Consider the following 22849-nt stretch of genomic DNA (forward strand, 5'->3'; position numbering starts at 1 on the left):
ATCGTGGGCACACTCGTCCTCAGGTGACAGTGGACCCGTGCGGGTCCGCGCTTGCCTCCGGCGATCGCCGACGGCCTGGTCTCACCCGGAGGCACCCCACCGCGGATACGAGGGTTGCCGGTCAGCAGGCCGGGGCCTTTGCGCTGACACTCTTGACCGCTGCCGATGCTGCCACACGGGCGAGCCCGCCCGCCAGTGCCCGTCGGGCACCCGGCATGTCCCTGTTCGTACGACACGAGACAGCCCCTTGAGTCGTCCCGCCTGACCGGTCGGCTCGCTGTCGCGCCGGTCCGGGTGGCCGCTCGGGAACAGACGTGAATCCGACGCCCCGGGTGCGCGATTGCGCGGGCGCGCTTCACCACGCACAGTGACCACAGTCACCTGCCGCCGATCGGCTCGGAGCCCCTTCGCCGCTGCTCTGTCGGCCATGTGAACGCGGGTCGGCGCGGCATGTCGGTGATTCGACGGAACACTGTCCGGAAAGCGTCTCCACCACGCGGAATAGCACACTCCATGATGGACGGACCAGCGGTTCGACTGTCAGCTTTGCGAAACACTTTCGCGCTCTGATCTGCCCTACGGTGAACCGGCGTTACCGCAGCGACCACGCCGCAACCATTGGGGAACGCATCACCATGCGCATACTCGCCGTGCCCGTCAGGGTGGACGCCCTGTGGCTCGCCACCGACCGGACCGTGACCGGACCGACCGCCGACTTCACCCGCCTGCCGTACGTCGACGCCAGCACCGGCCGGGACGCCGACTTCGGTGAGCGCAACCTCAGCGACGCCATCCTGCCCGGGTCGTTCCAGCAGGACCTGCTGTTGCCGGCCGGCATCCACCTGCACTGGTCACTGCCGGACGCGCTGACCCGGTTGACGCACGGCGCCGCGACCGGCGGTGGTGCGCCCGCCGTCGACCTGCCCCGGGTGCCGAACCGGTGGCTGGTCACCCGGACCGCGCCGGGTGGGGCCCAGGACCGCTGGATGGTGGAGAGCGACGCGCTGGGCGACGTCGACCGGGGCGGGGTGACCTATCCGCTGCGGGCGGCCGATCCACGCGGCACCACCGGACGCCCGTGGCGGTATCTCGGCCGGAAGCTGCCGCTGTCGGCGTGGCCCGGTACGCCGACCGACCGGGTGGCCGCGCTCACCGCGCTCGGCTACGGCGAGCCGACCTTCGCCGCGTTCTATCCGAACTCGTCGAGCGTGTTCGGGTTGCACGACGACGGCTACGGGGCGGTGCCGCCGCCGAACGGCCTGCGCTACGACGTGGTCGGCTGGTATGCCGAGACGGCCGACGACGAACTGCTGGCGGTGGTGGCGACGGCGGCCGGGCCGAGCTGGCCGCAGACCATCGCCGACGAACTGGACTGGTCGGTGCCGGCCGACACCGGCGGCGACGCTCCGGCGCGGATGCTCTGCTTCGGTCGGCTGACCTTCGCCGCGACGGCGAAGCGGGCGCCGGTGCCCGGCCCGACGACCGACTCCGAGAGCGGGGTCTGGGTGGCGAACACCGCCACCGAGGCGCTCGCCGCGCACCTCGGCGCGGTGTTGCCCGGGGTGACCGAGACGCAGACCGAGGAGCTGCTGGAGGCGCTGACCGTCGCCGACGAGTTGGAGAGCGGCGTGTTGGACCTGCCGGCCCGGCTGGCTCAGGCCCGGCATGCCGCGTCGTTCGGCACGGTCGCCTCCGGGGTGGCCTGGACGGTCCGCCGGCAGGACGACCCGCTGGACGGCGGGGACGAGGGGGCGCCGGTCACGGTGCCGCAGCGCCAGGCCCGGGAACGGTTGGCGCTGCCGGGGAGCTTCGGCGACCTGCTGGTCGCGCTGAACGAGGCGCAGTCGGCGTACGACGCGGCGGCGGCCGAGGTCGCCGGGGCACGGCGGCGGATCTTCGCGGACTGGACCCGGTACCTGGTCTGTGCGTACCCGCCACCGGGTGCCCGGGAGGACTATCCGGACCCGGATCTCGTCGGCTGGTATCTGCGGCGGGAGGTGTCGGCGTTGTCCGCCCGGTTGGCAAGGCTGGGAAGTTGGCCGCCGGTGGACACCGGCACGAGTCTGGCGCACCGGTTGCAGGCCGCCCGGCAGGCCGCGCAGTCGGCGCTGGACACGGTCAACGCCACGGCGGCGGCGACCGCGCGGAGCCGGTTCGAGTTGCAACAGGTCCCGGGTACGCCGTACCAGGTGCCGAACGAACCGGTGGTGCTGCTCACCGGTGCGGCGGCCACCCCGTCGGACCGGTACGGCCGCGACGGCGCGGACCAGCCGGACGGGCTGCTGCCGTGCCTGGCGGTGGAGCTGGCCGTCTCCGAGGCCGACCTGCGGACCGCGACCGGGGTGACCCGCCTCGGTGACCTGCTCGCGGCACTGGCCACCAAGCTCGCCACCGGGCAACCGGAACATCCCGCGCTGCGGTCGTGGACGGGTCAGCCGTGGCATCCGGTGCTGCTGCACTGGGAGGTCGAGTTCTTCCCGGCGCGGGCGGGCAACAACCTGGACCCGTCCGGGCGGGACTTCGACCCGGCGTTCGTCACGACTAACTACGAGCTGCCCGACGGGGACCGGGAACTGCGCCCCCGGGCGGAGAAGGACGTGCTGGACACGGCGGCGAACGTCTACACCGGCAGCACGGTGTTGTCGGCGTCGGCGCGGCCGGTGCTCTCCACCCGGATCATGCGGTACCTGCGCGGGACACCGCTGGCCCGGGCGAACGACGAGCGGACGGCGGCGGGACTCGACCCGTGGACCGCCGACCAACTGGACGACGACCCGGGACCGCTACTGGACTGGTGCGCGGCGCAGCAGGACGACGCGCGGCTGGGCACGCTCGCGACGGCGTACCGGCATCTCGCCGCGCACGAGGGAAGCAACCTGGCGCAGAGCCTGGGTGGTTTCAACGACGCCCTGGTGATGCTGCAGATGGTGCGTCAGTTGCCGATCACCGACCCGTTGGGTTTTCCAGCCGGGCGGTCGCTGGCGGCGCTCGTGCAGCAGGCGGTGGCGGGTGAGGGGCGGCACGCGCCGGTGCCGCTGAGCGACTTCAACCCGGTCCGGGCGGGGGCGCTGCGGGTGCGGCGCTTGCGGATCGTGGACAGCTTCGGCATCGGGTACGACGTCGACACCGACAAGCCCCGGACCACCACCTGGTTGAGCATGCCGAACCGGCCGACCTGGGTGGCGATGCCGCCCCGGCTGGCGGTGCCGGCGCGGGTACGGCTGGACCTGCTCGACGCCGAGGCCGCCGGGCGAGCGCTGAGCGGGTTGCCGCAGTCCTCCCCGGTCTGCGGGTGGCTGCTGCCCGATCCGCTCGACGACGGGCTGCGGGTGTACGCGGCGGACGGGGACTGGCTCGGCACGCTCTACCTGACCGCCGACCCGGCCGCCCCACGGCAGGCGTGGTGGCAGTCCTCCCCGCAGGGGCCGGTCACCGAGGTCGGGTCGATCGGCAACGTGCGGCTGCGCGCGGTGGTGCAGCGGCTGCGTGGGCTGGGCGCCGACGGGCTGGCCGAGTTCGTGTCCCGGCTCGACGAGTCGCTGGACGCGGTCGAGCCCGAGGACCCGGGGCAGCATCGGGCGCGGGCGGTGCTGGTCGGTCGGCCGGTGGCGGTGGTCCGGCTGGCACTCGATCTGGAGGCGCCGGGGCTGCCCGTGATCCACCAGGACTGGAACGTCTTCCGGCAGGATCTGCGCCGCGTCGGTCGGGAGAGCAACGCGTACCCGTCCGTCCGGTTCCCGGTGCGGCTGGGCGAGCACGGGCGGCTGGGCGACGGCACGCTCGGCTTCTGGCGGGAGCAGCCGGACGGCACCCTGGGCGAGCAGTACCACGACGTGGTCACGCTGGCCGAGCAGGACGGCGACCCGCCGCTCGCCGTCGGGATCGACCTGCCGACGCTGACACTGACCGCGCTGGTGGAGCCGGCCGGGGCGGTACACGCCACCACCGGGGTGCTGCCGACGGTCTCCTGCCGGCTGGATCCCGCCCACCACCATGATGCGCTGGCCCGACTGGAGGTCGGCTTCCTGGCAGCGCCCGTGCTGACCGAGGCCGACGCGCCGGCGCTGGTCACACCGGCGGCCGACCCGGACCGGGTCTGGTCGTGGCGCGAACGCGACGGCGCCTCCTGGGTGGAGGTCGCCGAGCCCCCGGAGCTCGCGGAGGCGTTCCCCACCGCGCTGACCGCTCGCGAGGGCTGGCTCAGCCTGCGTCAGCGCCCGACCGTCTGACCGCTCTCCCCCTCTTCCGGCACGTCCACACCTCGACTCAGAAGGCGACCCGATGCCACAGATCACCCTCGACCTGTCCCTGGAACAGACGAACATGGTCCTGGAGGCGCTCGGCCAACTGCCGTACGTCCGGGTCTACGAGCTGATCGAGACGATCGGCCGGCAGGCCGGTGCGCAGGTGCAGGCCCCGTCCGTCGAGGCCGAGCAGGCCCGTCTCACCCCGGTGCGGTCGGCATGAGCCCGGAGCCGCTGCTGTTCTGGCAGCTCGACGACATCGCCCCGGGCAACGTCGTCGTCGACTACGGCAAGGGGCAGCTCGACGGCCGGCTCGAAGGGAACCCGACCGTGTCGCCGGACGACCAGTTCGGTGCGGTGCTGACCCTGGACGGGGTCGGCGACGCCGTGGTCTCGCCCGCGACCCTGCCGCCGTACACGACCTACACGATGTGCGGCTGGTTCCGGGTGCCCACCCAGACTTCGGGCATGCAGACCCTGATGGGCCGCGACCTTTACGGGGTGCACGTCAACGTGCTCGGCCGCATCATGGCCGACCTGCCGGGCACCAACGTCCGGTACTCCAGCGGCGCCGGCCTGTTCACCTACGACACCTGGCACCACCTGGCGGTGACCCGGGGCACCACGCTGCTTCGGATCCACCTCGACGGTGTGGTGGTGCTGGAGGCGAACGTCGGGGCGCCGCCGACGGTGCAGAGCAGCTTCGTGGTCGGGCGGCCACCCGGCAACGCCAGTCAGTACCAGCCGATGTCGGTGGCCGCGGTACGGCTGTACGGCACGGCCCTGAGCGCTGCCGAGGTCACCGAGCTGATGGCCGTGGACGAGTCGCCGGTGACGTCGTTCGTCCGCACCCACCCGCTCGACTTCGAGTTGGCCAACGTCGACCAGCAGCCGGTGTTGTACATCGACGACGCCGCCACCAGCCAGACGCTCACGTTGCGCGTGACCAACTCGTCCCGGCACGACATCACGCTCTGGCCGCTGAGCGGCGCGCCGTCGGTGACGAACCGGCACCTCACCCTGAGCCTGCGGCCGGGCACGATCGCCCCGGCGAGTACGGTCGGGCTGGCCGCGAGCGGGTGGGCGCTGGCCGCCAACGAGGCCCGTACGGAGCTGTATCTGCGCGGTCCGGCGAACGCGGTCGTCCCGGCCGCCGCGTCGGTCGAGTTGCCGTTGACCGGGCTGCGTGCGGACGGCACCGACGGCACCCGGGTGACCCGGGTCGAACTGGCCTATCAGCGGCTCGGTTACACCGGTGAGACCAGCGAGATCGTCGGCACCCGGCAGCAGTCGCTGGAGGTGGTGAACCACCGGGGTCGACCGGACATCCCGCTGGACGTCGCCTTCGTCGGCGGCAACCGGGTGCTCAGCGACGGGTCGGGCACCAGCTCGCTGCGGCTGCGGGTGGCCAACGTCTCCCGCCGGGTGGCGATCGCGCTGGCCGGCTCCGCCACCGTCGGCAAGGAGCGGGCGTCCGCGCTGGTCCTCTCGTTCGACGTGCAGTTGGCGAACGAGACCCGGGACTGGGCGTTGACCACGGCCGGCCAGGTCGGTGCGGTGCAGGTGGCGTTGAGCGGTGCCACCGGTGTGGCGTGGGACGTCGACAAGATGATCGACGACGAGCGGGCGATGTGGACGCTGACCCCGAAGCAGGACACGACCATCGCCGCCGAGGAGTGGTTGGAGCTGGGGATCGGTCCGGTCCACGGGCTGACCACGCCGGGTCACGCGCCGGTGGTGCTGTCGTACCGCAACGTCCCCGGGTTCCAGGACGGGTTCGTCAGCGTCGACGTGGAGCGGAGCCCGCTGCTGTTCACCGGCACCCAGGTCGCGCTCGGTGCCGGGACGGCGTCGGCGAAACTGCACCTGTTCGACCGGTTCACCGATGCCAACGGTGGAAGCCTCATCGTGGGGCCGACCAACGCGCCGAACCTACGGCTCGGCTACGACCGGACGTACTCCTGGGTCCAGTCGCATTCCGGCGCACCGCTGGCGATCAACCCGATCGGCAACAACGTCGCGGTGGGCGGCACCGCCGCGCCGTTCAAACTGACCGTACGCGCCGCCACCGAGCACCTGCAGCTGCGCCGCGAGGGTCAGACCGGCGGCAACCAGATCTACCTGGAGCTGTACCAGTCGGAGACACCCGCCGACGTGACCACCTACCCGAGCATCCGGTTCCACCACGCGGGCAAGTTCTGGCACCGGCTGGAGTGCCGCCCCGACGGGTTCATGTTCAAGTGGGGACCGCCGACCAGCGACGACCTGAGTGACATCTTCGCCCGCCTGGGCGTGTTCACGTCGATGCGGGTGGACAAGGTCGCGGTCAGCGGGGGCGAGGGCCATCTCCGGGTGGAACGGCGGGACCAGGCAGCCGGTAAGCAGGTGTTCCTGGAGTTGTTCCAGGCGGATGTCCCGGCGAATCAGGGGACCTTTCCGAGCCTGAGGTTCCATCACGCGAACAAGTTCTGGCACCGGATCGAGGGCCGTCCCGAGGGCTTCCTGTTCAAGGACGGCAACACCGGCTCCGACGAGTTGCGGGACATCTTCGCCCGGACCGCGTCGTTCACCTCGCTGCGTCTCGGATCCACCGGCATCGGTGAGTCGGACCTGCGCCGGTTGCTCGATCTGGCACGGCACTTCCCGTTCTAGGTCATCGGTAGCGAAGCGGAGGAGCACGGCACGATGCCGAACGGCAAACGGACGCGGACCACGAGCAAGACCACCGACTCCAGCAAGGCACCCAAGAACACCGAACGCAAGGACGTCAAGGCCAAGAAGGCGATGACCGACGCCGCCCACAAGGCGGCCATCGCGGCGAAGATATCGGTGGAGCTGCTGCAACTGGCCACCACCCTGGAGCCGGTCACCCGATCGACGCCGGCGGTGGTGGGGGCACGCGCGGACACGAACTTCTACGCCACGTTCCTGCGGTCGGGGCAGGGCGACTGCATCGTGCTCAAGACGCCCGGCGGCAAGACGGTGCTCGTCGACTGCGGCTCGACCACGCTGGACACCACGACCGGTGACGCGCACGCGCAGTACATCTGGAACAGCCTGAACGTGCCCCGCTACCTGCTGGGCAGCAGCACGATCGACGTCATGGTCTTCACCCATCCGGACGAGGACCACTACAACTACCTGACGTCCGTGCTCGACGAGGACCGCACCGGTCGGAAGATGACGGTGGGGCGGGTCTACCACAGCGGCGACAGCCAGGACTACGTCGGCGCCATCGACTGGCTCCGAAAACACATGGCCGACGCCACGAAGATCTTCAAGGTGGTGCACAACCTGGAGGTCGATCCGTCCGACCAGAGCGTGGTCCGCGGCGAGATCACGCTCGACGGCGAGGCGGTGGTCGCCGCCACCGCCGCCGACCAGGTGGATCGTCTCGACGACAAGGGCGGTATCCGGATCATCGCGGAGCCGAACTGCACCGTCACCATCCTCGCCGGCGGGGTCGCGCACGACTACAAGACCGACAAGGACACCAAGAAGGCCAGGAACCGCGCCAGCCTGGTGCTGCTGGTCGAGGCGCACGGGAAGAAGCTGCTGCTCTGCGGTGACGCCACCACCAGCACCGAGCACTACCTGATCGCAGCCGGCAAGTACGCCGCACCGACCAAGACCCGGATCACCGGGGTCGACGTGATGCACATCGCCCACCACGGCAGCAAGGTCACGTCAGGCTCGAAGGAACTGCTGGACGTGGTCAAACCCAAGACGGAGGCGATCATCAGCGCGGCCCGGGAGGGCAGCACCTCGCACCACCTGCCGGCCTGGCCCACGGTGGAGAAGTACATCGACAATTTCACGGGCCGCGTCCCTGCCACCGCCCACAAGGGATGGTGCTGGGACATGAACGTGAGCCGGTACAAGGTCCAGCAGATGGACATCCCGGTCCCGGTGTACATCACCGGGTCGCACGGCAACCTCGACATCGCCTGGACGGCCTGATCATGAATCGGCACACCCTGGAGACGCTGCTGGCCACGGTCGCCACCGGCCGGCTCGACCTGCCGCTTTCCAGCCTGGACGCGGACCACGCCACCTATCTCGGCCGTTTCCTGCCCACCGGCCGACTGACCCTGACCGACTGCGTCCGCGTCGACCAGGCCGACGCGGTCGAGGTCCACGGCACCGGCGCACCCGGCCCGTTCGCCGGGCTGGCGGTCACCGCCCGCTTCGCCCTCGCCGCGGACACGGTCACCGGGGTACGGGTCGCCGCCACCGGCGCGCCGACCTGGTCGCTCGCAGACACCTTCCCGGCGCTGGCCGGCACCCTGCTGGCCACGCTGCGCTTCACCGGACCGGTGATGACGCTGGACACGGCGGTGCTGGCACCGACCGGCGACGACCCGACGCCCGATCCGGCCGACGCGGCGATGCGTTTCACCGGCGACCTGCGGATCACCAGCGAGATGGCCGCCATCGCGCTGCTGTTCCCGGGCACGACGCACCCGGTCGTCGGCGACATCACCATGGTCACCCTCGCACCGGACGGCTACCCGCTGCCGCACCCCACGGTGCCGAGCGTCATCCTCTACGGCGCCGACGGGGAGCCCCTCCCCCTCGGCCTGTTCGACGTCACCGACCTGCGGTACGAGATCTTCGGCACCCCCGACCTCAACCTGCACACCGCCGACAGTGAGGTCGTCGCAGTGCTGGTCCTCACCGGCGCGATCGACGTCGGCACCGGTGGGCAGAGCCACCGGGTGCTGCTCTCCGCCCAGGTCGCCGGCTGGGACAACGACATCATCCTGGCCGCCGACTTCAGCGGACTGGGCGCGCTCACCCTCGACGACGTCGCCGACCTCGCCGGGTTGGACCGGTTGACCCTGCCGTTCGACATCGACCCGGACGCCGGAATCAGTCTCGGCGAGGTGGTGGTCTGCCTGGCCCACAGCGGCGGCACCTGGTCGATCAACCACATCGCGCTGACCGTCCGCGCCGAGGCGGACTGGATCATCGTCGACGACCTGCTGGAACTGCAGGCCCTGGAGCTGACCGTACGGGTCGACCGACCGGGCCCGAGTGCGACGCCGTCGTTCCTGGTCAACGGGTTGCTCGGGATCGGTGACGAGGGCACCCTGCAACTCGTCGCCGACCCGAGGTCACGGCACCTCGGCGGCGGTCTCTACGGCGACGCGCCGCTGCGGATCCGCGAGGTCTACCAGCACTTCACCGGCGCCGATCCCGGTCACCTGCCCGACCTGGCAATCACCCGGTTCCAGGCCGACGTGAACCTGCCGGTCGGCACGACCGGCACCACGTTCGGCGGCGAGATCGTGGTGGCGGGCAACTGGTTCCTCACCGACCAGGTCGAGCTGACCAGTCTCACCTTCGATCTGGACCACGACACCACCGGTACACAGATGCAGGCGATGGCGGGTTTCGTCATCGACGACGTCACCGTCACGATGACCGCCGACTACGACCCGGCCCCCGACCGGAAGTGGGAGTTCACCGGCGAGACCGGACCCGGCCAGCTCATCCCGATCGGGCCGGCGGTGGAGTCCCTGGCCGAACGCTTCGACGGCCTCACCCTGCCGGCGCCGCTGGCCGACCTGACCATCGACAATCTCGGCGTCGACGTCTCCACCGGCACCCAGCGGGTCTTCGTCACCGGCCAGGCCCGGTTCCCGGTCGACGACACCGACGTGGCGATCACCGTCACGGTCGACACCGCGCAGCGCTCCTTCGACGGGCTGATCGCGCTCGCGGTACCGGTCGGCGACGGCAGCACGTTCCACCCGCAGCTCGACCTGCACCTGGCCGGTGACGCCACCGCGCGGCGGCTGGCCGCCTCGTACACCCATGCCTCCACCGATCCGGTGCCGGACGTGCGTGCCCTGGTCGGTGCGGTCTCCCCGACCGCCGCCGGCTATGTGCCGCACGGCATCGTCGTCGACCCCCGGCACCTGCTCTTCGCCCTGACCCGGCCGGTCGAGGGGACCGGGACGGCGTACGTCTTCGGGGTCGACCTCGCGCTCACGGTCGACCTGGCCGACCTGCCGGTGGTCGGCGAGCATCTCACCGGCGACACGACGATCGGGATGGACCTGCTCCGGGTCGTGGCGGCCACCGCCGCGCTCGGTGCCGCCGACGTCACCGCGCTGAACGCGCTGCTGCCGGCGGAGATACCCGCGCTGCCGGCAGCAGGTCTGCCGGCCGGGTTCACCGTCGACGGGACGCTGCGCCTCGGACCGTTCGGCCAGCCGGTGTCGGTGCCGGTCAGCGGGGTGAACGGGACGGCGAACCCGCCGGCCGGGCCGGTACCCGCGCCACCGAAGCAGACCGTCACCGGCGACAACACCTCCTGGCTCCCGGTGCAGCGCGCCTTCGGTCCGGTCCAGCTCGCCCGGGTCGGCGTCGCCTTCCGGCAGCACGACGGCCAGGATCCGCGCCTCGCGCTGCTGCTGGACGCGTCGGTCGCCGTCGCCGGCCTCACCCTCTCCCTGGACGGGCTCGAGGTCGGGATCTCGCTGACCGACCCGCTCTCGGTGCCGTCGTTCGGGCTGTCCGGGATGGGCCTGTCCTACGCTGCCGGCCCGGTCAGCATCACCGGCGCGTTCCTCCGGTCGGAGATCGAGTACGAGGGGGTCAGCTATCCCGCGTACGGCGGCATGGCGCAGCTGCGCACCGAGTCGCTGTCGCTGGCCGCGATCGGGTCGTACGCGCAACTGCCGGCGGGGCCGTCGGTCTTCGTCTACGCGTACCTGGACACCCCGGTCGGTGGGCCGCCGTTCTTCCACGTCCGGGGCATCGCCGCCGGATTCGGCTACCACCGGCGTCTGGTCCTGCCGCCGGTCGACGACGTGGCGTCGTTCCCGCTGGTGGCCGAGGCGACCGGAGCGGCGGCGCCGGGCACCAGCCTCGGTGCCGAGCTGCGCAGCCTCGCCACGTGGCTGCCCCCGTCGGTCGGGGACATCCTGCTCACCGCCGGGGTGCACGTCAGCTCGTTCGAGATGCTCGACTCGTTCGTGCTGGTCGCGGCGACGTTCGGGCACCGCTTCGAACTGGACGTGCTCGGGTTGTCCACGCTGACCCTGCCGGCCCGCGCGCCGGGGACCGAGGCGGTCACCCCGGTCGCCGAGGTGCAGTTGGCGCTGCGGGCCAGCTTCGTACCCGACGACGGGTTCCTGGGCGTGCAGGCGCAGTTGACGCGCAATTCCTACCTGCTGTCGCGGGCCTGTCACCTCGTCGGCGGTATCGCGTTCTCGACCTGGTTCGCCGGCGAGCACTCCGGGGACTTCGTGCTGACCGCCGGTGGCTATCACCCGCACTTCCCGGTGCCGGCGCACTACCCGACCGTGCCCCGGCTCGGGTTCTCCTGGCAGGTCTCGCCACAGTTGAGCATGTCCGGGTCGGCGTACTACGCGCTGACCCCGGGGGCCCTGATGGCCGGTGGCGGGCTCAGTGCCGTCTACCAGGACGGGTCGCTGCGCGCCTGGTTCGACGCCGCCATGGACTTCCTGATCTCGTGGCAGCCGTACCACTACGAGGCGTCGCTGCACGTCAGCATCGGGGCGTCGTACACGTACCACTTCTTCGGTACGCACACGATCAACGTGCACGTCGGCACCGACGTCGACCTGTGGGGCCCGGACTTCGGCGGCACCGCGACGATCGACCTGCACGTCACGTCGATCCGCATCTCCTTCGGCGCCGACCGGGGCGGTGGCGCGACGCCGTTGTCCTGGACCGGATTCCGGTCGACGCTGCTGCCGGCCCCGGCCGAACTGGTCAGCGTCACGCTGCGCGGCGACAGCCATCGGGCGGCGGCCGACGCCGCAGACGACGACCTGGGCGTGGTCGACCCGACCACGCTGGTGCTGAGCACCGACAGCAGCGTCCCGAGCAGCAGGGGCAGGCGCGGCACCGGCACCGCCGAGGCGGCGTTGCCGGCCGACGCGGGCAGCACCCGGTTCGGGGTCGGCCCGATGGGGGTGGCCGTCGGGAACGCGACCGCCACCCACCGGATCACCATCACCCGTGACGGCGTCCCGGCCGAGGACCAGTTCGACTACCGGCCGGTGGTCAAGCGGCTGCCGAACGCGTTGTGGGGTGGCCGGCTCACCCCGTCGCCGACCGATCCGGCACTGACGCCGGATCTGCTCACCGGGTACACCATCACACCCCGCCCGACGGTGACGCCCGAGCCGGCGTGGCTGGACCGGAGCGCGGTGCAGGCCGACACGGCCCTGTTCGAGGTCTCCGACGCGATCGGGCGGCGTGCCCCGGCGGCGGTGGCGGATCTCGACGGCAGCGACGCCGAACGCGCGAAGCTGATCGTCGGCAGCATGACGGCGCCCACCGTTGCCGCTGCCCGGGCCGGGCTGCTGACGGACCTGCTGCCCGACGCGTCGGTCGACCTGACCGGCTTCGACACCAGCCAGTTCCACGAGATCCCCCGGGTGGCCGCTCATGTCTGACAACACCGTCACGTTCGCCGCGCACCGACGCCCGGCACTGGAGGCCGGCGACTACGCCATCACCGTGACCCAGGCCGTCGCGGTCGGCTCCGCGACGGAGTCGTTCGGCACCAGCCGCCGGTTCAGCGTCGGCGGCGACCGGTTCGCCCTGCCACCGACCGCGATCCGCGCGGTCTTCCCACCCGACGGCAGCCTGGGCGACCACGGCAACGTGCTGCCGCACGTGGTGCTCGACCGGCCCTCACTGCCCTGGGAACGCGATCCGGGCGGGGGCGGCGACGACCGTCCGCCGTGGTTGGCGCTGCTGCTCTTCGACGAGGACGAGAAGCCGCAGCCACGGACCACCACGGTGGGGGCGCTGACCCGGGAGGGCAGGCTGCCCGAGCCGGCGACCGTCCTGGAGCGACACGACTCCGCCGACGACCCGGTGACCGTGATCGACGTGCCCGCCGCTCTGCTGACCAGCCTGATGCCCGCGTACGCCGAGCTGCGGCTGCTGGCCCACGTCCGGGGTGGCACCGGGCCGGATGCCGACCCGGACGCGGCGGTGGTCGTCGGCAACCGACTGCCCGGCGCCGGTACGACCAGCACGGTGCACCTGGTGTCGCTGGAGCACCGGTTCCGGGCCGACGGACTCGGTGCCCCCGGGCTCGACCTGCCGCATCCGGGCCGGGGTGGCACCGGCGGTTCCACCGTGCCGCTGGTGAGCCTGGCCAGTTGGCGGTTCGCCTGCGTCAGCGCCGACCACTCGTTTCCCGGGCTGGTGCGGGATCTGGCCTCCGACGGCGGCGACCTGCGGTTGCCCGACGTGGGCAACGCGACCGCGAACGGGTTCCTGACCCAGGGACTGGTGCCGCTGCGGCACCGGCTGCGCCAGGGTGGCCGCAGCATCGGCTGGTACCGGGGACCGTTGAGCACCGGGGCGACCGACGGAGGGCCGGTCACCCCGGCCCGCAGCGCGGACGCGTTGCTGAGGCTGCACACCGACGTCGGCATGTTCGACGTCAGCCATGCCGCGGCGTGGCAGCTCGGTCGGCTGCTCGCGCTGCGCAGCACCGACATCAGCAGCAGCCTCTACATTTGGCGGCGTCGCCGGGACATCGCCGCCAAGCAGACCGTTCCGGTCGACTACCCGCTGGCCGTGCCGGCGGCGGACACCGACATGCCGGAGGGCCTGCTCACCTGGCTGCGTGCGCTCGCGCAACTGGACGGTGTGCCCCTGCCCTACCTGCTGCCCGACGAGAAGCTGCTCCCGGCGGAGAGCATCCGCTTCGTCGGTCTCGACCAACGCTGGATCCGACACCTCGTCGACGGCGCGACCAGCATCGGGCGGCTCGGTCCGGCCGACGCGCAGCGGGACGCCGACGATCCGCCGCCGCTGGAGTTCCCGACGGTGACCGGGGCGTTGATCCGGTCGGCGGTCGTGCCCGGTTACCCGGGGCTGCTCGTCGACGCGTACGCCGACCCGGCCGGCACCCGGCGGTTGACGCCCTGGCGCACCGCGCGGCTGACGCCGGACATCCTGCTCTGCCTCTTCCAGGGGGAGCTTGCCCGGCTGGACCTGCACCAACCGCCGGAGGGCCAGCACCTCGCCGTCGAGCAACTCGGCGACGGCACCATCGGCAAGACACTGCGGGCCCCGGGTGGCGTGACGGCCACCCCGACGCCGGTCGGTCCGCTGCCGCTGGGCGCGCTGCGGACCGTGCCGGTGGCCGGGTTGGGTGCGGCGATCGCCGACGCGCTCGGGGTGGCCCCCACCGAACTCGACTCGGGCGATCTGGCGCTGCAGCTCACCGAGACCGCCGAGCGGGTGACCTTCCTGACGTGAACCGGGCGGCCCCCACGTCGGCAGGGCGGCCCGGCACGCGGCCGGCGGCGCGCTGACCCCGGCGCGCCGCCGGACTGCACGGGTATCGCGAACAGCGCGGGCCGGTCAGCGCGTGGTGGCGCGGGCCGCCGTGTCGATCAGGTCGGCCACCGGCTTCGGCTGCGAGACCGTGACCGCGTGCGAGGCCGTGATCTCGACGGTGTGCGACCCGGCCCGCCTGGCCATGAACCGCATCGAGTCGGCGGGGATGGCCAGGTCCTGCGTGGTCACCATGAACCAGGACCGGATGGACTTCCACGCCGTCCGGGTGGCGGTGTCGTCGAGCGCGGCACTGGTGATCGGTCGCTGGGTGACGGCCATCAGGTCGGTGACCTTCCGTGGGACGTCGGCCGCGAACACCCGCCGGAACTGGTCCTGCCTGATGTAGAGGTCGGTGCCCGTACCGGCACCGGGGATCGACACCGGCACGGAGTCCAGGGCCGGGCCCAGTTGTCCGCCCGGGAACTTCGCGGCCAGAGCCGAGGTGCTCTCCCCCTGCTCCGGGGCGAAGCTCGCGATGTAGACCAGTGCCTTGACGTCGGTGTCGCCGTCGGCGGCCTCGCTCATCACCGATCCGCCGTAGGAGTGACCGGCCAGCACGATCGGGCCCCGCACGCTCTCCAGCACGCTGCGCAGGTGTTCGGCGTCGGTGTGCAGGCCGCGCAGCGGATTCGGGGCGGCGACCACCGGATAGCCGTCCCGTTTCAGGTGCGTGATGACGCCGTTCCAACTCGATGAGTCGGCGAACGCGCCGTGGACCAGCACCACCGTGGGCTTGACCCAGGGCCGGTGCCCCGCCGCCGCCTGCGCGGAGCCGGCGACCATCGCGGCCACCGCCACACCGGCGGCGACGGCCGTCCACGGAGCGATGCGCCTGGACAGGAACGGAAGGTTGATCTTCATGGGTGGATCCTCTCGATCGGGAGCGGCCCGAGCGGGCCGGGTCTCGGAGACGGACGGAGTGGTCAGACGGAAGCGGCGGCGCGGAGGATGACGTCGGCCACCGCCTGCGGCTGCGACACCGGAAGCGCGTGCGAGGCACCGGCGACCTCCACGGCCTCCCGCGCGTTGGCGCGTTCGGCCATGAAGCGGAACACCGCGATCGGGATGGCGAGGTCCCGCTCCGGGGAGATGAACCAGGACGGGATCGTCTTCCAGGCCGGCTCGCCGGAGCCCTCGTTGAGGGCGGTGGTGTGGAACGGCCGCTGGGTGGCGGCGTCCAGGGCCGCCTGCTCCGGCGTGAGGTCCGCAGCGAAGTGCTCGTGGTAACTCTCCGGACGGACGTAGACGTCGGCGGTGCCGTCGCGCAGCGGCACCTCGTGGAGGTGTTCGCCGAGGGTGGCGCCCGGGAACTTGCCGGTCAGGTCGGGCACGTTCTCGCCCTTCTCCGGAGCCAGCGCGGCCACGTACACGAGGGCCTTGACGTTGTCGTTGCCGGTCGCGGCGTTGGAGACGACCGCACCCCCGTAGGAGTGGCCGACCAGCACGATCGGACCCTCGATCGTGGCCAGCAGGTCGGCCACCACGGCGGCGTCCCCGGAGAGGCTCCGCAACGGGTTCCCGGCCGCGATGGTGCGGTGACCCGCGGCCTGCAGCCGACTGATCACTGCCTTCCAACTGCCGGACTCGGCGAAGGCGCCGTGGACCAGGACGATGGTGGGCTTCATGAGCTGTCTCCTCGACGTGGGCGGTGACGGCACGAACGGCGCCGTCGATGGGTCCACGGTCGTCTCCCGGGCCGCTCACCGAATCAGTCATCCGCCTGCCGCGAGCAACGGTGCGGCGCGGAGGACGACCGGAAACCGAGTCCTTTCGCCGGAATCGTCCGCTCCTGCTGGTCGCTGTCGGCCGGCGCGCCCCGTCGGGCGGTCGACGGCTGCGGGCGACTCGGTTAGGTCATTCGACCGATGCCCCGGCACCCTCCGCCGCCGGGCTACGTATGCCGCCGAACGAAGTTCACGCCACGGGTCGTCATTTTCTGTCTACATAGTCATCGACCCACACCGTTGCCGATCTCCACGAGGCCGCGAAAGGCTGACCCTGGCGCGCTCACACCACACCGCACGGAATCGATCCAGGGAGGCACCACCATGGGCCGGAGAATTCGTACTGTCGCGGGCCTGACCGTGGCCGGCATCGCCGCCACGGTCGCTCTGCACGCTCAGCCCGCGCAGGCCGCCGTCGAGGTACCCCCCTCGGGGCTGAGCATCTTCGAGGGCACCTTCGCCACGCTGCTGCTGCACGTCGCCGAGCCCGACGGCACCTGCCTGGCCATGCCGCCGACCGCGGCGTCGCTCACCGGGGAACGCATCGTCGAACAGGTCAGCGCCTTCAGCGGGCCCAACTGCACCGGCCTCCAGTGGAACCTCGGCACGTTCCGGACCTTCCCCGCCGGCAAGTACCAGTCCTTCCGGGCGTACTCGTTCTGACCGCTCGCTGAGGCGCTGCCCGCCGCAGCGCTGCTGGAGTTGTGTAAGGAGGGGTCCCCTGCTAACGCCTCGTGTATAGCAGGGGACCCCTCCTTACACGTCCGGCGGCGTGTCGTCGCGCAGCTTCGCCAGGCGGCGCCGGATCGCGGCCTCCTGATCCCGGTCCGTGTCGTTGGCCAGGCTCAACGCCACCAGCCATGCCGTCCGGGCGGCGGGCCGATCATCCATCGCATAGGCGATGTCCCCCAGACCCAGATTCGCCCGGACCCTGAGCACCCGGCCGCCGACGGCCACGGCCAGTTCGTCGGCTGCGGCGAAGTCCGCCAGGGACTCGGCGTACCGCCGCTCGCGCAGATAGAGGTTCGCGCGCCGGAGGTGGCACTGGCTGCGGCGGACACCGTGGTCGAGTTGCTCGCTCATGGCCAGCGCGCGGCCGATGGTTCGAAAACTCTCCGCGCGGTCGCCGAGTTCGTACTGCGTGTCGGCGAGGCGGGACAGCACGTCCACCTGGGCCACCTGCTCGCCGAGCGATTCGGCGATACGCAGTGCCTGGTGGAGACAGGTGACGGACCGATCGTGGTCACCGACCGCGAAACTGACCTCGCCGAGGTTGCGCAGTGTCAGCGATTCCCGGGACGCGTCACCCAGCTCGACGAAGATCGCCAGAGCACGGTCGAGCAGGGTCAGGGCTGCGGCGCTGTCGCCGAGGTAGAAGCGGGCGCCGGCCAGGCTGCGCAGCATGTTCGCCGTACCTGCCGAGTCGCCGGCGCCCTCCGCCGCGTCCAGGCATTCGCGCACCACGGTCGCCCACTCCTGCCACCACCCGTCGCGCTGGTAGAAGCCCTGCACCGTGAGCTCCAACTGCCAGGCGTCGTACACCCGACCGCTGTCGTTGGCCTGGCGCATGACGGCTTTCAGCACGTCCCGTTCGGCGGCGAACCATTCGACGGCCTCCCGGGCGTCCGTCGGGTTCTCGTCGACGACCCCGTCGTACGCGGCGGGCGATTCGGCATCGATCTCGGGATTGATGTGGCGGTTGGCCGCGTGGGCGGCACGCCGGTAGTACCGGAGCAGCCGATCCGCCGCCGCGTCACGCTCCGCGTCGGAGTCGGCGCCGGCCAGCAGCTCCCGCGCGTACGCGGCGATCAGATCGTGGGCGCCGTACCGGCCGGACCGGCGTTCCGTGACGAGTCTGCTCCGCGCCAGTTCCTCGACCACGTCGCCGGCATCCTGCACGGCCAGGCCGGCGAGGCTCGCCGCGGCGGGCAGGGTGACGTCCGGGCCCGGATGCAGGGCCAGCAGACGGAACAGGCGTGCGGCGGACGGGCTGAGGCCACGGTAGGACCAGGAGAAGATGGCCCGTAGGTCGCTGTCGGAATCCTCGATGCCGAACACGTCGAGGCCGCCCTGGGCGTCGCGCAGTTCGGCCGCGACGGCCGACAGCCGCTGTTCGGGATGGGCCAGGGCCCGGGCGGCCACCACGGCCAGTGCCAGTGGAAGCCCCGCGCACCGGTCGACGATCTCGTCCAACGCCTTCCGGTCCGCCAGGGCATGCGTGGACCCGACCCGCGAGACCACGAGCTCACGCGCCTCGTCGTCCGGCAGGACGTCGAGCGCGAGCACGTGCGCCCCGTGTGTCGCGGCGAGACCGGCCAGGCAGTAGCGGCTGGTTACCAGGACGAGGCTTCCCGGAGCACCGGGGAGCAGAGGCCGGACCTGGTCGGCGTCGCGGACGTTGTCCAGCACGATCAGCACCCGACGCTCCGCCAGGACACTGCGGTAGAGCCCGGACCGGGCCAGGTCGCTGGTCGGGATGTCCGGGCCACGGACGCCGAGCGCGTGCAGGAATGCCTGGAGCACCTCTCCCGGGGGCAACGCGGCGTCCGGGTCCAGGCCCCTGAGGTCGGCGTAGAGCTGACCGTCCGGGAACTCGTCGGCCAACCGGTACCCGAGGTGGGTCGCCAGGCTGGTCTTGCCGACGCCGGGGATGCCCTCGATGACGACGATGCGCAGAGCTCCGGCGGCGGTGCGGCCGTGGATGAGCGCGAGCGCCCGCCGCAGGCTGTCCTGGCGTCCGGTGAAGTGGGGAAGGTCCGGCGGTAGCTGGGCCGGACTGACGAGGAAGCCGCCCCCTGACGGGCTCCCGTCGGGCCGCCGACCCGGCGCCATCTCGGGGGCGCCGTGCCGCAGGACCGTCCGGTACGCCTCCTGGAGTTCGCGGCCCGGATCGATCCCGAGATCGTCGGAGAGCCGGCTCCGGAGTTCCTGGTACAGGGCGATCGCTTCGGCCTGCTGCCCGGCTGCGGACAGCGTGAGCAGCAACCTGGCCTGGACGGCTTCGTCCAGCGGACGCTGCGCGGCGACGCGCCGCAGCATCGGTAGCACCAGCCGGGCCGTTCCCGCACGCAGTGCCAGGTCGGTGGCCTCGCCCACCAGGTCGGCGTACTCGTCGTCCACCGACTCGAAGTCGGCGACCGGACGACCGAGCAGGTCCGGAGCGCCGCCGCACGGCCCGCGCGAGAGTTCCAGTGCCTGCACGTACGTCGTCAGCGCCTGAGCGGGGTCGTCGGTTTCCCGCGCCCGACGCACCAGGTCGCGGAAGCGCAGCAGGTCCAGCCCGTGCGCGTCGACCATCATGCGGTAGCCGGCCGCGTCGCTCGCCAGCCACCGTCCGGGTGTCCGAGGGCGCAGGTCGGGTTCGAACAGCCGCCGCAGGGAGCCCAGGTGAAGGTGGACGATGTTCACCGCGCTACGGGGTGGGCGTTCGTCCCACAACAGCGTGACGAAGTCCGTGATGCCGACCGGCCGGCCGGCGCGGGCCAGGAGCAGCGCGAGGATCAGACGCTGCTGGCGTGATCCCGGGTCGACCTCGCGTTCGCCGCGCCACACCTGCACCGGGCCCAGCACGGCGAAGCGTACGGGTGGACCGTCGTCCGGATTTCCGGCACCCATCAGCATCGCGGGCGGTCTATGATCACGCCTCTCAGCTTAGGTCCGTCGGCAAGGCGACTGAACCCTGACCGCCCCCGATCGTCGTTCCGGGTGTGACGTCATCGCATGAGCGGTTGGTCGGGCGCGAGGTGGAGCTGGCGTGCATCGGCCACTTCCTGCAATCGGTACGGCGCGACGGGGATGTCCGGTTGGTGCGCGGCGAGCCCGGTGTCGGCAAGTCGGCGTTGTTGGACGCGGCGGCGGACCTGGGCGAGGCCGCCGGCTTTCAGGTGTTGCGGGCGTCCGGCTCGGAGTTCGAGGCGGACGTCAGCTACTCCTCGCTCAACCAGCTACTGCTGCCGCTGTACGCCGAGATTCGGCGACTGCCCCCGGCACTGCGCGACGCGCTCACCGTCGCGCTCGGTTTCGGCTCCGGCCCGACGCCTGCGGCACTGCTGGTCTGCAACGCCGCCCGGTCTCTGCTCACCACCGTCGCCAAGAAGGCGCCCGTCCTGCTGATCGTGGACGACGTGCAGTGGGTCGACCGGTCCAGCGCCGTCGCGCTCGGCTTCATCGCCCGGCGGGTGGCGAGGTCACCGGTCGGCGTGATCGCCGCCTTCCGGACCGGCACCGAGAGCTTCCTCGACCGTCGTGGCCTCACCGAGGTCACCGTCGAGCCGCTGAGTACCGAAGCCTCCGCCAGGCTGGTGGACTCGCACTTCCCCACCATGACGTCGCCCACCCGGCGACGCCTGCTCGACCTCGCCCGGGGCAATCCGCTGGCCCTGGTCGAGCTACCGGCCACCCTGGCCGGCGCGGCACATCCCTCGGCCTTCGCCGACGTCGTACCGCTCAGCGACCGGCTTCAGGCCGGCTTCGCCAACCGCATCGCCGGTCTGCCCGAGCCCAGCCGGCTGCTGCTGTTGCTCGCCACGTTCGAGGGCAGCGGCGACGTCCGCACCCTGCGCGGCATGACCGACCTGACCCATCTGGCACCGGCCGAACGACACCAGTTGGTACGGGTCGACGACGCGACCGGGCGCATCACCTTCCGGCATCCCCTCATCCAGTCGGCGATCGTGGCGTCCTCCACGCACGAGGAGCGGTGCCGGGCTCACCTGGCCATCGCCGAGGCGTTGCCGGACGATCCGGAACGTCGGAGCTGGCATCTGGCCGCCGCCACCGCCGGTCCGGACGAGGCGGTGGCGGCAGAACTGGAGCAGGCATCCCATCGCGTCATGCAGCGGGGCGACTCGCTGGCTGCCATCGCCGCCCTGATGCGTGCGGCCGAACTGAGCGCCACTCCGCAGAGCACCGCACGGCGACTGGCGCAGGCGGCGTACATCGGTGCGGAGGCCGGCGGTTCCGGCGATGCGACCACCCTGCTCGCCCGGTCGCGGGAGATGAGCGTCGGCTCGGCCGGTGCGCTGCACGCCGCCGGCGCTGCGGCCCTGCTGATGATCAATGGTGACGGCGACGTGCACACCGCACACCGTCTGCTCGCCGGCGCGATCGAGACGGGCGAGCACGGCTGGCGCGCGGACGATCCGGCGCTCGACGAGGCCATGCACACGCTGCTGTTGCTGTCCTGGTATGCCGGCAGTCCCGACCACTGGGCCGTCTTCCATCGACTTCTCGGGATGTTCACGCCGGGTCCGGGCGACCTCCTCTCGGTGATGAGCAGGACCTTCCCCGATCCGGTGCGCACCGGTGCCGCGGCGGTGGCAGACCTGGAGGCGCTGATCGCGTCGTTGCCCGAGGAGGAGGATCTGACCCGGGCCATGCGGATCGGCACCGCCTCGGTCTATCTGGACCGGTTGGGCGAGAACCGCGAGTACTCGTGGCGACTCGTGCGGCAGGGACGCGAAGGCGGGGCACCACGGCGGCAGTTGGCCGCGATGATGCACCTCTGTCTGGACGGGTTCCTCACCGGCCGGTGGGACGAGACCGAGGAGTTGGCCGTCGAGGCGCAGCAGGTCTGCGGTGACAGCGGTCTGGGGTTCCTGAAGTGGTACTTCCTGTACAACCGCGCGATCGTCGCGGCCGGTCGGGGCCGGTCCGGCGAGGCTTTCGAGCTGGCCGACGAGATCACCCACTGGGCGCTACCGCGCGGGGTGGCGGGAGCGGCTGCCATCGCCCATCACCCGCGTGCGCTGGCCGCCGCCGCACAGGGCGACTTCGAGTCCGCGTACCGGCACGCCGCCGCTTCCAGTCCTCCCGGTGTCCTCGCCCCGTACGTGCCGAACTGCACGTACGTGATGTTCGACCTGGTGGAGGCCGCCGTCCGGACCGGGCGTACCGCCGAGGCCCGGGCGCACGCCAAGGCCATGCGCGAGGCGGACGTGGCCGCCCTGTCGACCCGCATGCGGCTGCTGCAGCACGGCGTCGACGCGCTCGTGAGCGACGGCGACGACGCCGCCGCCCGGCTCGCGCAGACCCTGGACGAACCGGCGTCCGAGCGCTGGCTGTACGAGGCGTCGCGGATCCGGCTCGCCTACGCCGAGAAGCTGCGTCGTCATCGGGATCCGTCGGCAGCCCGTCCTCATCTCCTCGCGGCCCGCGACGGTTTCGCCGCGATGGGCGCCGAGCCGTGGCTGGCCCGTACCGCAGCCGAGCTGCGCGCCACCGGCTACCGACCGGTCGTCGCCGAGGAACCGGCCACCGGTCTCGGCGGTCTGACCAGTCAGGAGCTGGAGATCGCCGGACTGGCCGCCAGCGGCCTCACCAACAAGCAGATCGCCGAGCGCCTCTATATCTCCCACCGCACGGTCGGCGCCCATCTCTATCGCATCTTCCCGAAGCTCGGCGTGTCGGCGCGTGCCGGACTGCGTGACGCCCTTTCAGCGCAGTTTCCGAAATAGTGGAATGGTCACCTGAGTGGCAGTAAAGTAGAAATTAAGAGGTACCTCGTACGCTTTCCCCGACACGCTGGAACTGGAC

At 71.6% G+C, this 22849-nt stretch carries 11 protein-coding genes and 1 riboswitch; of the genes, 8 read left to right on the top strand and 3 right to left on the bottom strand.

Annotated elements, in window-relative coordinates; all coding sequences use genetic code 11:
- Positions 1-42: 42 nt before the first annotated feature.
- A riboswitch (SAM riboswitch) is annotated at positions 43-158 on the bottom strand.
- A gap of 492 nt (positions 159-650) precedes the next feature.
- Genes HUT12_RS13480 through HUT12_RS13505 form a run of 6 tightly spaced genes read left to right on the top strand, consistent with a single transcriptional unit; the run spans position 651 to position 14510 of the window.
- Positions 651-4229 carry a hypothetical protein gene (locus tag HUT12_RS13480; protein ID WP_176093595.1) on the top strand — a complete coding sequence of 1193 codons (3579 nt, stop codon included), beginning with the start codon at positions 651-653 and terminating at the stop codon, positions 4227-4229.
- A gap of 52 nt (positions 4230-4281) precedes the next feature.
- Positions 4282-4467 carry a hypothetical protein gene (locus HUT12_RS13485; protein ID WP_176093596.1) on the top strand — a complete coding sequence of 62 codons (186 nt, stop codon included), beginning with the start codon at positions 4282-4284 and terminating at the stop codon, positions 4465-4467.
- Positions 4464-6896 carry a LamG domain-containing protein gene (locus HUT12_RS13490; protein WP_176093597.1) on the top strand — a complete coding sequence of 811 codons (2433 nt, stop codon included), beginning with the start codon at positions 4464-4466 and terminating at the stop codon, positions 6894-6896. The genes HUT12_RS13485 and HUT12_RS13490 overlap by 4 nt, the downstream gene beginning before the upstream one ends.
- 33 nt (positions 6897-6929) lie before the next feature.
- The gene (locus HUT12_RS13495) at positions 6930-8204 is read left to right on the top strand and encodes a ComEC/Rec2 family competence protein (RefSeq protein WP_176093598.1); all 1275 of its coding nucleotides are present in this window, start codon (positions 6930-6932) and stop codon (positions 8202-8204) included.
- Positions 8205-8206: 2 nt separating this feature from the next.
- Positions 8207-12682 (top strand): DUF6603 domain-containing protein, encoded by a 4476-nt coding sequence (locus HUT12_RS13500; RefSeq protein WP_176093599.1) that lies wholly within the window; start codon positions 8207-8209, stop codon positions 12680-12682.
- Complete coding sequence (locus tag HUT12_RS13505; protein ID WP_176093600.1) at positions 12675-14510, top strand: hypothetical protein; 1836 nt, start codon at positions 12675-12677, stop codon at positions 14508-14510. The genes HUT12_RS13500 and HUT12_RS13505 overlap by 8 nt, the downstream gene beginning before the upstream one ends.
- Positions 14511-14615: 105 nt before the next feature.
- Here HUT12_RS13505 and HUT12_RS13510 read toward each other — a convergent pair whose 3' ends face one another.
- Together HUT12_RS13510 and HUT12_RS13515 are read right to left on the bottom strand one after the other, a co-directional pair.
- Positions 14616-15452 (bottom strand): alpha/beta fold hydrolase, encoded by an 837-nt coding sequence (locus HUT12_RS13510; RefSeq protein ID WP_176093601.1) that lies wholly within the window; start codon positions 15450-15452, stop codon positions 14616-14618.
- Between the two features lie 62 nt (positions 15453-15514).
- On the bottom strand, positions 15515-16216 hold the full coding sequence (locus HUT12_RS13515) for an alpha/beta fold hydrolase (RefSeq protein WP_131053149.1): 702 nt from the start codon (positions 16214-16216) through the stop codon (positions 15515-15517).
- A 459-nt stretch (positions 16217-16675) separates the two neighbouring features.
- Between HUT12_RS13515 and HUT12_RS13520 the strand changes: the two genes are divergently transcribed.
- Positions 16676-16978 (top strand): hypothetical protein, encoded by a 303-nt coding sequence (locus tag HUT12_RS13520; protein ID WP_176093602.1) that lies wholly within the window; start codon positions 16676-16678, stop codon positions 16976-16978.
- Between the two features lie 93 nt (positions 16979-17071).
- Here the strand turns inward: HUT12_RS13520 and HUT12_RS13525 are convergent, their stop codons facing one another.
- On the bottom strand, positions 17072-19936 hold the full coding sequence (locus HUT12_RS13525; RefSeq protein WP_176093603.1) for a BTAD domain-containing putative transcriptional regulator: 2865 nt from the start codon (positions 19934-19936) through the stop codon (positions 17072-17074).
- 86 nt (positions 19937-20022) lie between these two features.
- Between HUT12_RS13525 and HUT12_RS13530 the strand changes: the two genes are divergently transcribed.
- Positions 20023-22770, top strand: a complete 2748-nt coding sequence (locus HUT12_RS13530; protein ID WP_217705991.1) for a LuxR family transcriptional regulator — start codon at positions 20023-20025, stop codon at positions 22768-22770.
- Positions 22771-22849: the final 79 nt, after the last annotated feature.

It is taken from the genome of Verrucosispora sp. NA02020 (assembly GCF_013364215.1).
Taxonomy (GTDB): Bacteria; Actinomycetota; Actinomycetes; order Mycobacteriales; family Micromonosporaceae; genus Micromonospora.

Coding starts and splice junctions, on each gene's coding strand:
- HUT12_RS13485 (WP_176093596.1), top strand. CDS start 4,282: ATGCCACAGATCACCCTCGACCTGTCCCTGGAACAGACGAACATGGTC.
- HUT12_RS13490 (WP_176093597.1), top strand. CDS start 4,464: ATGAGCCCGGAGCCGCTGCTGTTCTGGCAGCTCGACGACATCGCCCCG.
- HUT12_RS13495 (WP_176093598.1), top strand. CDS start 6,930: ATGCCGAACGGCAAACGGACGCGGACCACGAGCAAGACCACCGACTCC.
- HUT12_RS13500 (WP_176093599.1), top strand. CDS start 8,207: ATGAATCGGCACACCCTGGAGACGCTGCTGGCCACGGTCGCCACCGGC.
- HUT12_RS13505 (WP_176093600.1), top strand. CDS start 12,675: ATGTCTGACAACACCGTCACGTTCGCCGCGCACCGACGCCCGGCACTG.
- HUT12_RS13510 (WP_176093601.1), bottom strand. CDS start 15,452: ATGAAGATCAACCTTCCGTTCCTGTCCAGGCGCATCGCTCCGTGGACG.
- HUT12_RS13515 (WP_131053149.1), bottom strand. CDS start 16,216: ATGAAGCCCACCATCGTCCTGGTCCACGGCGCCTTCGCCGAGTCCGGC.
- HUT12_RS13525 (WP_176093603.1), bottom strand. CDS start 19,936: ATGCTGATGGGTGCCGGAAATCCGGACGACGGTCCACCCGTACGCTTC.